At 51.5% G+C, this 14,137-nt stretch carries 15 protein-coding genes and 2 pseudogenes; 13 read left to right on the forward strand and 4 right to left on the reverse strand.

The annotated features are described in order from the left end of the window. On the forward strand, positions 1-400 hold a 400-nt coding region (locus BG842_RS25515; protein WP_175424294.1), incomplete at its 5' end, for a PD-(D/E)XK nuclease family protein. Between the two features lie 205 nt (positions 401-605). Next, on the forward strand, positions 606-2,153 hold the full coding sequence (locus BG842_RS28440; RefSeq protein WP_217493377.1) for a PQQ-binding-like beta-propeller repeat protein: 1,548 nt from the start codon (positions 606-608) through the stop codon (positions 2,151-2,153). Positions 2,154-2,584: 431 nt separating this feature from the next. Here the strand turns inward: BG842_RS28440 and BG842_RS32320 are convergent, their stop codons facing one another. Beyond that, positions 2,585-3,214 carry a hypothetical protein gene (locus BG842_RS32320; RefSeq protein ID WP_254663483.1) on the reverse strand — a complete coding sequence of 210 codons (630 nt, stop codon included), beginning with the start codon at positions 3,212-3,214 and terminating at the stop codon, positions 2,585-2,587. 23 nt (positions 3,215-3,237) lie between these two features. Next, complete coding sequence (locus tag BG842_RS32325) at positions 3,238-3,795, reverse strand: hypothetical protein (protein ID WP_254663484.1); 558 nt, start codon at positions 3,793-3,795, stop codon at positions 3,238-3,240. A 1,243-nt stretch (positions 3,796-5,038) separates the two neighbouring features. Here BG842_RS32325 and BG842_RS30420 point away from each other — a divergent pair. Both BG842_RS30420 and BG842_RS28445 read left to right on the forward strand, forming a co-directional pair. Continuing rightward, on the forward strand, positions 5,039-5,212 hold the full coding sequence (locus BG842_RS30420) for a hypothetical protein (RefSeq protein WP_175424296.1): 174 nt from the start codon (positions 5,039-5,041) through the stop codon (positions 5,210-5,212). Beyond that, positions 5,205-5,765 (forward strand): annotated as a pseudogene (locus tag BG842_RS28445) (M20 family metallopeptidase); the annotation flags it as partial. The gene BG842_RS30420 and the pseudogene BG842_RS28445, both read left to right, overlap by 8 nt. A gap of 231 nt (positions 5,766-5,996) precedes the next feature. On the opposite strand, the gene BG842_RS30750 reads toward BG842_RS28445, so the two are convergent. After that, complete coding sequence (locus BG842_RS30750) at positions 5,997-6,674, reverse strand: YjcZ family sporulation protein (protein WP_083252748.1); 678 nt, start codon at positions 6,672-6,674, stop codon at positions 5,997-5,999. Between the two features lie 123 nt (positions 6,675-6,797). On the opposite strand from BG842_RS30750, the gene BG842_RS28450 reads away from it, so the two are divergent. Continuing rightward, positions 6,798-7,061, forward strand: coding sequence for a hypothetical protein (locus BG842_RS28450; RefSeq protein WP_254663485.1), 264 nt, complete (start codon positions 6,798-6,800; stop codon positions 7,059-7,061). A 50-nt stretch (positions 7,062-7,111) separates the two neighbouring features. After that, a complete protein-coding gene (locus BG842_RS25545) occupies positions 7,112-7,264 on the forward strand; it encodes a DUF1328 domain-containing protein (RefSeq protein ID WP_069452988.1) in 153 nt (50 codons plus the stop codon). A 608-nt stretch (positions 7,265-7,872) separates the two neighbouring features. On the opposite strand, the pseudogene BG842_RS25550 reads toward BG842_RS25545, so the two are convergent. After that, positions 7,873-8,446: pseudogene (locus tag BG842_RS25550) on the reverse strand (helix-turn-helix transcriptional regulator). Positions 8,447-8,522: 76 nt separating this feature from the next. On the opposite strand from BG842_RS25550, the gene BG842_RS30425 reads away from it, so the two are divergent. The 7 genes from BG842_RS30425 to BG842_RS25585 all read left to right on the forward strand — a co-directional run. Next, positions 8,523-8,765, forward strand: coding sequence for a hypothetical protein (locus tag BG842_RS30425; protein WP_069452989.1), 243 nt, complete (start codon positions 8,523-8,525; stop codon positions 8,763-8,765). A 64-nt stretch (positions 8,766-8,829) separates the two neighbouring features. Then, a complete protein-coding gene (locus tag BG842_RS25560) occupies positions 8,830-9,315 on the forward strand; it encodes a hypothetical protein (RefSeq protein WP_069452990.1) in 486 nt (161 codons plus the stop codon). Between the two features lie 237 nt (positions 9,316-9,552). Continuing rightward, positions 9,553-9,834, forward strand: coding sequence for a hypothetical protein (locus BG842_RS25565; RefSeq protein ID WP_069452991.1), 282 nt, complete (start codon positions 9,553-9,555; stop codon positions 9,832-9,834). A 243-nt stretch (positions 9,835-10,077) separates the two neighbouring features. Beyond that, positions 10,078-10,644 carry a transcriptional regulator TrmB gene (locus BG842_RS25570; protein ID WP_069452992.1) on the forward strand — a complete coding sequence of 189 codons (567 nt, stop codon included), beginning with the start codon at positions 10,078-10,080 and terminating at the stop codon, positions 10,642-10,644. Continuing rightward, complete coding sequence (locus BG842_RS25575) at positions 10,644-11,174, forward strand: hypothetical protein (protein ID WP_069452993.1); 531 nt, start codon at positions 10,644-10,646, stop codon at positions 11,172-11,174. The genes BG842_RS25570 and BG842_RS25575 overlap by 1 nt, the downstream gene beginning before the upstream one ends. A gap of 948 nt (positions 11,175-12,122) precedes the next feature. Next, complete coding sequence (locus BG842_RS25580; protein ID WP_069452994.1) at positions 12,123-12,290, forward strand: DUF1931 domain-containing protein; 168 nt, start codon at positions 12,123-12,125, stop codon at positions 12,288-12,290. A gap of 128 nt (positions 12,291-12,418) precedes the next feature. After that, a partial coding sequence (locus BG842_RS25585) for a PAS domain S-box protein (RefSeq protein ID WP_139136270.1) occupies positions 12,419-14,137 on the forward strand: 1,719 nt, incomplete at its 3' end.

Below are 14,137 nucleotides of genomic sequence, written 5' to 3' on the forward strand. Positions count from 1 at the left end.
CGCTGTCGAACCAGCGAACGACGATGAGCGTCACATCAAGCGCTTTATCGACTCATTAGACGGTGAACTACGTGTTGAAGAGGATGCGTATCTGCCATTGACGGTTGATGGCGGACGAGTTACCATCTATGGAATCATCGACCTCGTTCATATCCGTCCTGCGACGGTGGAGATCATCGACTTCAAAACGGACCTTAGTCGGATTGTTGAAACAGAATATCGCAAGCAGCTGAGCGTCTACTATCACGTGCTCTCAGAGTGGTTCCCAGAGCGAGACGTGACGGCAAGTATCTTCTACACGGTTGATGGGCGGCATGTCGATATTGAGCCACTCTCAAAGAGTGACCTCATAGAGCTTGTGAGACAGAAATCTATTGGATCTGTATATTCCTTCGTTTGATCTTTTTAAATTCGTTTCGAAGTAAATAATTGATAGTATTCGGATACAGTGGTCGAGAATATTGGAGGAGATCAGCGTCAACGGATTTCCAGGGATTCTCCAACAACCCCTGTGTTCCTGGTGACACCCAAATACACCATATTCCCCAGCAGAAAGCTTATTACACGAATCAGTAATTACAACCCCGTCTAAAATGAACCGACGTGTGTTATTACAGACGATTGGGGGAGCGGCTGCACTCGGCTTTGGATCAAAGTACATGACATCTGCAATGGCATCAGAGCAGACGAGTAAGGACACCGTCTCGTGGAACGGAGCTCGCGGAGATGCAGGAAGAACAGGAAGAGCATCCACAATTGGCCCCACCGGTCCGTATGGGATCAAAGAGTGGACGCAACGAGCAAGTTCGTGGTACTCCGACAGTCCAACAATTGCAAATGGAACTGTTTACACCGGCGTACTCATCGACGATCGACCATGGATCGGGGAAATAGTAGCTTATGATATCGAAACGGGCGAGTTGAAGTGGTCACGAGCAAACCGAGATCCTGATTCAGAAGAGCAGGATCCAATTGGGTGGGCAAGGCACGCACCCGTTTATGATAATGGAACACTCTATTTTACAGCCAAACCAAGTCCAGAACACAATTGGATATCTGGTGGTGTCTACGCTCTTGACGCAAACTCAGGTGATCTCAGCTGGTGGCGGGAAGACATTCTCGACCAGGGTCGTCTCGAAGTCGCTTCGAATCGCGTCTTCGTAGGAACCCATACCTTGGATGCGACCACCGGTGAAACACTCTGGACAACAGATACGGATGAAATCGTGATCGGTGTCGCCGATAACGTAGTATACTCACGGTTAGAAAATCCCAACAACGAATACAACGACTGGATTATCGCACGAAGTATTGCAACAGGTGCCGAATTGTGGCGTACTGAGTCTCCTGCGTATGGATTCTATACTGCGGTCACTTCTGAGACGCTGTTCCTGACCGGTTTCGAAGATCGGGATTCGAACACTCGATTTGCATGGGCGCTCTCAGCTAATGATGGAGGTGTTTGCTGGCGTAGCGAAGTTCCAATACAAGGTGGAGGAGACAGTCCGATGATTAGTGCTCCTGCTGTTGATGGCTCACACCTTTACTGTTTCACACGGGGAGCATACGACTCATCATACAATTCCACATCTATTAATGATGTAGAGATGGGAATAGGAACAGTCTATGCATTTGATCGAGAAACTGGAGCATTTGCGTGGCGGTTTGAAACTCCAGCACAATTAGAAGCTGCACCATCTGTAGCTAGTAATTGTGTGTATGTCTCCGCTCGTTATTATGCATGTCCCGAAACTGTTGACAACCCACCTTACCAGCCAAAAATAATCGTTTACGCGCTTGACTCGGAAACAGGCGCTGAAAAGTGGAGTTATGCGTTTGCAAGTGGTGATTATTTCACCCCCACAGACCCGTCTGTTGGTGAGGAGCGTGTGTTTATTGGCATAAACGACCCGATCGCTAGCGGTGCATCGCTGTATGCGATTGGTGAGACTACGACTGAGCCATCATGTAGCGAAATTGTTGCAGATGAGAATGCAACGCGAACCATTCCAGAACCAGATGATACAACCGCTACAGAAGAGGAGGATACCACGACAGAATCCGACTCGGAAGAGTCCACGTCGGATGAAACGACCGAAGACTCCGCTTCGGACGACTCGTCCACTGAAGACGATTCACAAGACGACTGCTGAGACAGCCAGTTAATTATCCTATTTTATGACCAACAGATCACGACGACAGTTTCTCACATCGGCATTGGCCACGACGAGTCTCGGTATGTTTGCCGGGTGCTCGGACATCCTCGGCTCCAGTCAATGGATAAGTTTGAGTGTGGTCAACGGGAATCGAAAGCGGACACCAAATCGTGCTTTGTTGCGAGAAATAGCATCGATTCTCGAATCTGAGGAGTGGATCGAGACAATTTCAGTCTTTCCATCGAATCGCCCGAATTCGATCGTTATCTCGCTTCGTGACGAACACTATCTCAAGAGTGGTGATCTGTTATCACTCTCCTTTTCAAGGTGATGCTATATCTAAATACTGTATTTATATACAATATACGGTCAGTCATATTTCGTTCAATGGATGAACGATTTGTGATGCACAGTTGTTACGATCACGTTCAGAGAGTTCCTGACGACACGAATCGAAGTATGGCACCATAAGCTTCGATGGCTGCCCAGATTACAGCAAGCACTCCTGCCATCAGCATAAGACCGAATTCTAGCTGTCCGATACCGGGAGGGAGGATCCATTGACTCGTGGTGTACGCCGAGTCATATACATCACTAATTCCCCCTACGGCGCGAAAAAGACTCAAATCCTGTTTCTCTGCCTGTGCATTCACACTTGGGTTCCCAATCTCACGCATTGTTAGATCTGCTGGCTCGTCGCCATAGACCGGGCGCTCAATATCATATGGCTCAAAGGGAATGTGGACAGACCAGACAGTCGTCCCTCCAGGTGTTACAACGAGTGCTCGTTGGTTGTTACTATCGACGATCATCGTGTTTCCGTTCGGTAGTCTATCGGCATCACGAGGCCAGCTCAGGTTAGTGTAGGCCCAGTCCTGTGTCCAGCCTTCGTTCGTCCGGCGGTATTCAATGACGCGGTCATTTTCGCTATCGGCAACGAGGAGTGTGAGTGGATCCTGTGAAAGGATGACTGGATTGTGCTGTTCGTTGAGAATACTGTAGTTGTCTTCCTCACCGAGCGTCCACCTGATCTTCTTCGTCGCTCGGTCAACCAGCATCACTCGGTCAAAATTTCGCGGGCTCAGGAGAAACGCGGACCCGTTATCGACCACATCGATGTCATTGAGGTGAGTATATCCACCCATTCCCCTCCTGCACTTTTGGGGAAGTGTTTACGGAATCGATATTCCCAGACTATCTTCTTTTCCGAGGCATTGTACACGTACGCGCGACTGTGCCTGAGGTCTGCAACCGCATAGTCCTCTCCGTGGATATAGTCGACGTCGTGAGTCGCCGGTGGGACGGGAAATCGACGAATCGTCTCGCCAGTCCGCCAATTTATTATGACTGCAAAGTACGACACCTTCTTAGAGAAGATGGGGAGATCTTCGTCACCGCTTCGTGCGACGACCAAGAGTCGGTTCTCATCGAGTGGATCGACGTCGAGATATCGATCGTATTTTTTGTGGACCCATACCGGTTCCTTAGTTTTCGTACTAAAGGCGACGAGCTGAGCCTGTGTTGAGGAGAACTCCTTGCCTTGTGCAGTTACGAACGTGATGTCCTCAGCAGGTATCCTGTCCGGGACTCCTTGGGCGCTGGAGATGTCTACTACTGGTTCATACGTTACAGTGCTCACGACAGCTGGAAACAGTAATAGACAGATTACAATGACTACTAGTATTCTACTTTTTCTTGTTGGCATATCTTCGATGATTGGGACCAGGCCTATTCGACCGCTAATTGCTCTATCTATAGACCATTGAAACTGTCTTAATTGTTATTGTCTGCTCGACACAGTCGGCGCTTAATAATATAACATTGTTTATCAAGTAAACGAGCGCCTGCAGCGCCTATTCTAATCACGCTTCCTTCGAATCCAACAGACGGCGTAGCGTCGCTTATAAATATTTTCACTGATACATAGATAGTTCGATCTGTCGCGGGTCGCACCCCAATCGATCGGTTCGGAGAAGCCAAACCATCCCACTGGAGAGCCAATGCGGATGGAGAGAAAATCGCCTGACGAGTATTATCTGTATTTCGCACTAGATCAGGGGAGTAAGAAATGGTATTTAAAGAGATTCTCTGAGATGTGTGGTTTGACTGCCGAGTTTGATGGTGGCTGGTGCGGAGGCAATTTATACATTCATTTATTTCTCGCTAGATTCATTCTACCCTCTTTGAATCGCCCGCACGGAGGATACAGCCGAAGTAAGAAAATCCGCGAATCAGGTTTGTGGAACATGAATCCTGTCGATGAAGCATACGATAGCGAGGCTCTTGACCGACTGAAGAGCGCTATTCCCAAGACGACTTCACCGTGGTCTACTCTGTTTTAGTCCGCCTCCTCTAACGCAGTCGTATACTCGGGATTCGTCCTTAATTTCGAAAGCGAGACGTACCGATGGCCCTGTACGAAGGCAACAGTCCTCTCTGAGTCGCTTGCTGTTTTGTCATTCTTGATGGGACGTTCAAGATCGATACCATCCTGGAGGAAGATCACTTTCTGTGTCTCACTATACCGTTCGGAACCCTCTCTGCGAAACTGTTTGACGGCCTCAAGCAGTTGATCCCGCTGTGATTGCGAGAGGTCGGCGTGATTCCGAACTGCGTCTTCGGTAAGTTCGATACTCTCGATAGCGTCCGTTACTGTCGGGACAGCGGTTTTGATTTCGCCATCGGTGTAAAAAGCGAGATGGTCAACAGGTTTGAACGACCGATTCGCTTGGCAGAAATAGAGACCATGTTCTTGATATTCGGGCCATGCTTTTCGAGCCGCGACGACCAGAGGATCTGTTTTTTGAATACTTACCTGACCTGCATGTCCCCGACGATGGCAGGGGGTACTATAATACGATTTGACTGTGAGGTGTTCACACATGGCAGTCAACCACATTGAAACCCTCGAATGTCCACTTTGCGGCGCGACATATGATCTTGATCCGGTCAGAGACGCGTATCCGAACCACGAGGGGGTATCCGGAATTCTAGACGCTAAGTACGACTGCGAAGCGGTGAAGGAAACTAAGAGTCGGAGCCCCGATCATGAGTGAGGACCTAGACGAATCGGACCACTACCCGACAGAACTCCCATCACTTGCGGCTACACTGGTCGGCATCGAATCCGAAAATCCACCCGGGAACGAACGTTCCTGTGCTGAATATGTTCGCGATTGGTTCGAACACTACGAGATCAACACGACGCTGGTTACCGAGCCAGATGCCACTCGACCACAGGTCGGTGCTCGAGTCGGAACTAGCGATCCGACACTGGTCTTAAACGGTCATCTCGACGTCGTCCCTGCTGGCGATCCCGACGAGTGGACATACCCGCCATATGATGGCGTCATTGACGAGGGACGGCTATACGGCCGTGGCAGCGTGGATATGAAGACAGGAGTTGCCATAGCCATGCTCACGGCGTACACCCTCCGTGATGAGATTAAGGCAGGTGATCTCGACGGGTCGATCGTCGTCCACGCTGCGATAGGCGAGGAGACTGCCGATCCTGGGACAAAATCGCTCCTCGAAGCAGGCTTTGATGGCGATTTTGGGGTCGTTCTTGAGCCCACCGAACTGCGGGTCGCAACCAGTGAGAAGGGGATGGCGTGCACCTGCCCGCATCACGTCCACCACAACGCATTCTGCAAGCACATGGCCGCCGTGGAAACCGCGATCGACGACGGAACGCTTGAGGCCTTCCAGTCGGAGGATGACAACGAGTCCGAACCAGACAACTGCGACTGTGACAGCCTCGGTGGCTTCCCGTGCTGGCCGTGCGTGCGAACGGGACGGACGGAACTGCCGAACGAACCACCGCTTCACCTTTTTCTAGTTTCAACTCCCTGAAGAACCACCGCCCAAACCAAAGCCTGCGCCGATGATGACCAGCAGGATGAAAAGAACTAAGATTAGTACGAATCCCCCAGTGTACCCCTCAGTGTCTGCATCCATTGGTACGTTGTTCTGGAGGCGGTGTTCGAGCATGTCCGTACCACCTTCCTTTTCCATAACTGTCTGAAGATGCTCGAAGTGCCGAGTATCGATGTGATCGAGATACTCATGAATCGCAGTTGGAGCAGTATTGAATTCATCGGGGATGTCCCCGTCTGCGAGATAACTGACTGATTCCATGATGATTTTCTCAAGGTCTTCGTGTACCTCAATGGAATCGACATCCATCCTAGTGACTTCATCGTTCTTGATGGTTGCCGCAAATCCCTCAATGGCGAACATCTCCTTTGTTTCACCATCGATAGTTGGCGTGAACTGCATCCACTCAAGATGGAATTCGTCATCGGAGAGTGACAGACCATTCAAATCGAAGGAATCATTTCTCTTGTCTTCGCGATTAGCAACCGTACATTTTCTATCGTTGTTGTCACCACCACCAACAGCAGACCCAGAAATCGCTCCCATAGCAATTGCTGAACCGAGGAGTCGAACGAGCGTGCGCCGCGATTGCTGGAGTGGGAAACTGTTCGTATCGACCTCTGAGGAAGTTTCGTCGGACATTAGTTGTATTCAAGTAGATCACAGTAAGTAGTTTAGTTATTTATTCCCTGAATTGAGTAACAAGAAGTCTCATTCTAAGACTCTGGTGACAAGCACTTCCTACTGGGTGTATCTAACCACTTAATGGAATGGGGCTGGCCGTTTTGCAGCACGCTTGATGATGCCCCCGGACTCATCGACGTTACTAACGAGAACCACGAGAATCCCGCGGACCACCAGTACACAGTCCCCACCGACGATGTGACCCACAAACTGATGGCCTGCATCTGCCCGCACCACGTCCACCGCAACGCTGTCTGCAAACACATGGCCGCTGTCGAGATTGCGACTGACGACGGCACGCTTGTAGTATTTAGGTTGGAGAACATCGAAAAGGTCGGTGGTTAGCACATAATTAGACGTTAAGATTAAATGCATAGCTATCGTATAATGGTGCCATGGCAATCTTGGGACTCGCAATCGGGTTTTTCGTTCTCGCGATTATCGCGGGAATATTCGGAGCCAGAGGGGTTGCTGGGCTCTCAATGGAAGTGGGTAAATTGCTCGTCATCGTCTTTATTCTTCTCGCTGTCATCTCTTTACTGTTCTAACAGACTGTTAATTAGATATTGTAGTCGGGGCTCGAAGAACGTCTTTTCAGCTTCACCGTCATTTGAGAGACTAGCCAAAGAATGGGAACTTTCTCACCAGTGGCTATACGAGGAATCAAATATGAGTGATGACCCTCCACAAACGGTCCTAATCTAGGCTAATGCTCATCCACTAAGTGTTCCGATTCTCACCGCAATCACAGAATAGTCGTCCAATTATGACCGAGGACGTGCATTGCAACGGGTACAGCCCTGTCAACGGGGCCTTCCCATCCAGACGCGCTGGACGCTTCAACGGGAATACCGCTTCCCTCCACGACAGGGTATTCAGCCTGTTGGGTACTGCCATTCGCGTCTCCATTACGAGGACGTGGCAGAGTGGTTCTGGTTTTGTTACCCACCACAGTCGCTGGTCGAAGACCAGTAGACGGTGAAACCGTCGCACCGTAGGTAGGGAAGACCATCACCACATGGTACGGGTGAAGCTTGCATAAAATTGAGGGGTTTCAAACTCGGACTGGCTATCGTCGGTGGATTGTACCATCGTTTGTCGGGTTCATCCCCGCCCTAAAGGGCGGGGCTTTCGCCTCACAATTCCGTACCAATCGCTAGTGCGCCTGATTCTGCTGCAAGTCGACGCTCGGATAGATGCGATACGTCCGGCCCCTGGCGTTCGCGGTACAGTAGGCCGCGCTTCTCGAGGGCACTGACCGTCTGGCTCACTTTGCTCTTCGAGAAGTCCGAACGATCCCGCAGTTCGATCTGTGTGATACCGGGCGAAGAGAGGACTGGTTCGAGGATCCGGCGTTCGTCGTCTGGCAAGTGATCGAGGACGCGGGCTCGAGGCTGCTCCTCCGGGTTAATCGTGTCATCCGATTGAACGTCGTCCTCCGGTGAGCTATCGATCTCTCTGTCGGCCGCACGCGATAACTCGTTCAGAGATTGGTCATTTGCCCCCGCTACCGGGAGATCGTCACGGACAGTGAGATAGAGTCCACCAACGACAGCGGAGATGAGTAGTGTCCCGAGGACGTACCAGAGCGGATTCGTCCCATGGACGGCACCCATAGACGTCCCCATCATCGAGCCCATCTGGTCGAAGGCTTGCTGCTGTTGGAACGCTTGCCAACTGAGCGCACTGCCGACGAGGAGGATAGCAGCAATGAGAATCCCGACAACCATGTCGCCCCGACGTCGATGCCCCGGACTAGTACAAGTCACCAACGAGAGTCATGAGAACCCCGCAGCCCACCAATACGTGGTCTCCATCGACGACGTGACCGAGGAACTGATGGCCTGCACATGCCCGCACCACGTCCACCGCACCGCCTTCTGCAAGCACATGGCCGCTGTCGAAAATGCAACCGACGACAGGACGCTCAACGCATTCCCTTCGGAGGACGACAATGAGACCAAACCCGAAGACTGCGACTGCGATGGCCTCGGTGACTTCCCCTGTTGGCCGTGTGTGCGAACGGGACGAAAGAAACTGCCGGACTAATCACTGTTCTCCCATCTTTGAAGAAGGCGACAACTGCTTACTGGACCGTGTCATATGGTACCATATGGGGGCAAAAACACCAACAACTCGTGAGGCTGCTGAACGAACAACCCAGCGGTTAGAGCCTTGGTTAGGAGGGGTTGTCGCCGGACTCGCAGGTGGTATCGCGATGGGGATTCTTCTTCTTTTCTTGAGCCCAGACGCGCTCACAACCGTGATTCCTGCCTTATATGGCCAGCAAGGTGCCATCGCTGGATGGACCATTCATCTCTTCAACAGTGCGGTTCTCGGTCTCGTCTTCGTCGCACTCATCACCTTGACATCGCTTCGTAAATACGCCGATAGTGAACGATCAATGGTCGGGCTTGGAGCCATCTACGGGGTGGTATTATGGGTTGTGACTGGATCATTCCTCTTACCACTGTGGCTCCAAGCCGTCGGCGTACCTGCTGCACCAGCCGTGCCAACGTTCGCGCTTCCCAGTCTCGTCTGGCACCTCGCCTACGGAGTGGTTCTAGGTGCAGTGTATCGATCTGCGACATCCCTGTAACGTACAAGTGAGAATTCATTCACTATTTTCTTACTGTGTCAGTCTAGTATAGAATGTGGCAGTTACTCAAGGAGAGTCTGCGTCAGCATGTGTGCGACTCATTTGTGTGATCAGATACCATTATGAACTGCCCATGGAAGGTGCTTCGCTCCGCCCCTCGCCATGTTCAATATCCATTCAGGGTACCTCGTCTTCCTTTGCATGTCTCTATCTGCATCGAAGCCTGGACTTATCGACGTGGTCAATAAGAGCCACGACAAGCCTGTAGATCATCAGTACACCGTCTCCATCGACGACGTGACCCACGAACTGATGGCCTGTACGTGTCCGCACCACGTCCACCGCAACGCTGTCTGCAAACACATGGCCGCCGTCGAAAACGCGACCGACGACGGGACGCTCGATGCCTTCTCGTCGGAGGACGAATATGCCGAGTCAGACGACTGCGACTGTCACGGCCTCGGTGGCTTCCCGTGCTGGCCATGCGTGCAAACGGGACGAAAGGAACTGCCGAACTAATTCACGCTTCAGGCTTTTCTAAGGCACGAAAAGTGACGGTTTCGGCGATCAGCGACCAACGGACGCTCACGAAAAGCGCGAACGCTGCGACCGACGATACCCCCGAAGCATCGACGGCCCCTCTTGACCGGGCACAACAGCACTCGGCCGACATCGCTACCGAGCATTTTCCGACGTCCGGTTTTGGATACCATTCTGTCCCAGGCCAAGAGTTAATACACTATCCATAGAACATGTATTGTGATGTCGACGGACGACCAAATCTCGACGACTCCTAACCACGAGGAGACATTCAACGACCTCCTCACCTACGCTGAACTCCTGAACACACCCCAACTAGCCCGCCTCTACATTTACATTCTCCAAAACGGGCCAGTCCCAATCGAGACGATCAAAACGGATCTCGACATGGCTCATTCGACGACCTACAAATACATTGGGCAACTCGAAGAGATGGGTGTGCTGTCACGCCACGATGACGAAACACCAGCAATGGTCACCGTCGAACCCATTTGCCTCCAGATCGAGACCGAGCATGGAGATGTGACTGCAACACCAACCCTCATTGACGCAATAGGCCGCCAGCACGATTCGGAGGATATTCGCGTCTTTGTCGAGCGACAGGGAATTGCCAAACTGGCCGCGGCGCTCCACTATACGCTCCGGGTCATGCATGGCGAACTCACACAACGGACTGGGGCATCCAAACTCGGTGTTCACCCCGTCGAAGGGATGACCGTCTTCACTGCGCTACAGGATGTCGTCGAAGAGGCGGCCGACTACGATCCCTATCTGGAGCAGGCAGAATAATGGTAGGGGCGGAGATCCCGAGCGACAGCACCGCAATCATCGACAGTAGCGTTCTATTCGCAATGGGTGGACCATCGAACGAGAAATATCAAGCGTTCGAGCGATTCGTTCGCCAGCGAAACCTCACGGTCACTGTTCCCGAACAGGTCGCTGCAGAGTTGGGTGAGAGCCCCGATGCATACGCCTATCAACGCGATCGATTGCGAGCAGCCCAAGATGCAGGGTGGTTAGAGCCAGGTCGGATTGACTTCTCAACTCCTCGTGTTCCGGAAGTCGTCGACAAAACGCGAAGGCGGATGTTGAGTCTCTCCGCAGATGACGTCTCCGAAGACGAGATCGAGAAAACGGATACTATTCTCGCCGGATTAGCCTATCAATACGTTACTGAAGATCAAACTCACGTTGCGGTACTCGTGAGCGATACGATTGCGGAACAAGCGATTCGAGATGTCTTGGTAGCCATTGGTGTTGAAGACCGGATATCGATTGTTGAGGGTCGAGAGCTGTTGAACGATCTTGTTGACCGATAGTGGCGCTGTACGAACATTGCTATTTCAACTTCCTTAGTGCCTGTCTCACAGGCATTTTTTGAATCCAACTAAGCAGATCACGCTCTGAGCGACTTCTTTATTTGAGAGTGTTACCTTTCGCCAGATAGCGATCGCCCGTTCCAACGAATGACTGCTCGCCTGTCCGAATCCATCCGCTAGTTGTCTCCCCCATCTACCGCTTAACAAGACCTCCCTTGTCGATCCGTCCAGTAGGTAACCGACAGTCTCCGTTATCGAGGGCGATAATCATCAGCGAGCTACTGCCCAAACGCTGCTCTCAAATAGTGAAAATACAGCTGTTCAATACAGTCTTGCTCTCTTGACTTTCCCATAAGTGTTGATCCTCGTTCCATTTGTTCGTACCCCCCTATTACTTTGGACAAATTTGGAGGTACGCAGACCGATTTGACGGCTTTAAAATCGTATAGAGTTGCGTAGGGCTGGTTTCCGGCCATAAAATCCAGCCATAGGATTCTAAGGCTGGATCGAAATCATAAATGCAGCCTTTCACGGCTTTAAACTGCCAAAAGCTGTACTTCACCATATCTTTCCCATTCTTGTTACTCATCCAACCTTAGGCTCTCATATTCATGTTACTATTCCAACCATATGTTTGTGGACCGATATCCAGCCTTAGATCTAAACTATTACAATTCTATAAATATGTGTACGTGTACCTGTGGATTTGGGGATATTCCCGTCGATCTAGTCGCCGAATCACGACACCGCTTGCGCTCCGAAAGTAAGTCGTAGACGCGCAGACCACTACTCTATCTCAAACGTATTCGCCTCCCACCTAGCAATTACAACAGGAAACGCTGACTCGTGTACCACTGTGGGATTTCGTCGTCAGTGGCCCGACGTAGCGGTCCTTCCTCGACTATTTCGCATTGCTCCTTTGTAGTATTATACCATCTGAACGCTTGTATGGCTGATTTGATTGTCAAAGCGGCAGTGAAAGAACAGCTTGAAGGACAGAATGTGGCCAGCGACTTCTACGCTGCACTTGATGAGGAAGTCGCCTCCGTTCTCGAGGACGCTGCTCGACGAGCCGAAGAAAACGATCGCAAAACCGTCCAAGCGCGCGATTTGTAGCTGCTCATCGCCTCTTTCAATCCCTGGTATTGAACCCTTTTATTTCTCCCATCTCTACGATCTCAGAATCGGTGTTGGACAATTTCTCTTGACAGAATCGTTTTATGCATCCGCGGCTAGACTGTGGTATGAGTTCACATGCCCCCTCTTCTGCAACTGTGCTCAAGGTATTCGATACCCTCAGTTCGCCAGGTATACCGCTGACCACCACAGAGGTCGCCGACGAATTCGACTGCACGGCTCGAACCATCTACAACAAACTGGACGCGCTCGTTGAGGAGGGTGCCATCGAAACGAAGAAAGTCGGCGCTCGTGGGCGAGTGTGGTGGCGGCCCCCTCCTGAGTATGATCGCCAGCATGACCACGAAGTGAATTTCCACCGAACCGACGAACCTGGAATTCCTTCATACGAATCAATGACTGACATCCTGTCCGGTAGTGAGATGGGAAAGCGTATTCACGAGAAGGATTGGGCCGAGACATCGATAGGCCCGATAGACAAATGGCCCCAGGAGCTGCGAGTCGGAGTCGAAATCATGCTGGGTGCGAGTGAAGCAATCGGTATCTACTGGGGAAGTAACTTCACTCTCCTATACAACGACGCATGGCGGAAGCTCATCGGCGAGAAACATCCGGACGCATTGGGACAACCTGCCCAAGAGGTGTTTGCAGAGCGCTGGAAAACGATTGGGCCACTGCTTGAGCCAGTCATGTCCGGAACGGGCGCCGAAGAGAAACGAAAACCATTGCTGGCCTTCAACGACGGAGAAGCGAACGAGAATACCTGGATCGACTACAGTTTTAGCCCGATTTCGGGTACGGATGGCTCGATTGAGGGGATCTTCAACATCGCGGTCGAAGTCACCAAGCACAAACAGGCCCAAGAAGAATTGCAGAAACAAGCAGTACTGGATGCCTTCCGTGTCGAACTGACCGACGAACTCCGCTCGATAGTCAATCCCGTCGAAATCCAGGCTACAGCCAGCCGTCTGCTGGGTGAACAGCTAGAGGCCAGTCTGTCGTACTACTACCAGTACGACGCCGAGGTTGGCTCGGGTGTGGTCCACCGCGATTACAGGCGAGACGGGGGAGCCAGCATCACTGGCCGGTATACGCTCGAGGAGTTCCCGAAGGTGCATAAATTAGTGTCCGATGGTGATCCTCTCGTCATCACGGACATGCTAACAGATACTCGTCTCACAGCTACAGATCGCGACAACTTCGATGCGCTTGACTTTCGCTCGAGCGTCTTTGTACCACTCGTCAAGGACGGTCAACTGGTAGCCGTGTTCTCTGTCGGTCAATCTACGCCTCGCGAGTGGACAGACACTGAAATCGCGATGGTCGAAGAAACAGCCGAACGCACGTGGGCGGCCGTCGAACGCGCCAACGCCGAACAAGCCCTCCGTGAGAGCGAGGAACGCTATCGCACGCTGTTCGAATCAATTGACGAGGGTTATTGTATAATCGAAGTGCTCTTCGATGAGGACGAGGACCCGGTGGACTACCGCTTTTTGGAAACGAACCCCGTGTTCGAAGAACAAACGGGGCTTGTCGATGCGAAAGGCAAATTGATGCGGGAATTGGAACCGCATCATGAGGAACATTGGTTCGAAACGTATGGTCGAATCGCGCTAACGGGTGAGCCAGAGCGATTCACGAACGAAGCAAAATATCTGGACGAACGATGGTATGATGTCTATGCGTTCCGCATCGGTGAACCTGAGAAACGGAAGGTCGCTATTCTATTCAACGATATCAGCGATCGCAAACACACACAGAGGTCTCTCGAACGGCTGAATGACGCGAGCCGTGAATTGATGACTGCCGATACACAGGAAATTACC

Origin of the sequence: Haladaptatus sp. W1 (assembly GCF_001723155.1) — an archaeon.
GTDB classification, from domain to species: Archaea; Halobacteriota; Halobacteria; order Halobacteriales; family Haladaptataceae; genus Haladaptatus; species Haladaptatus paucihalophilus.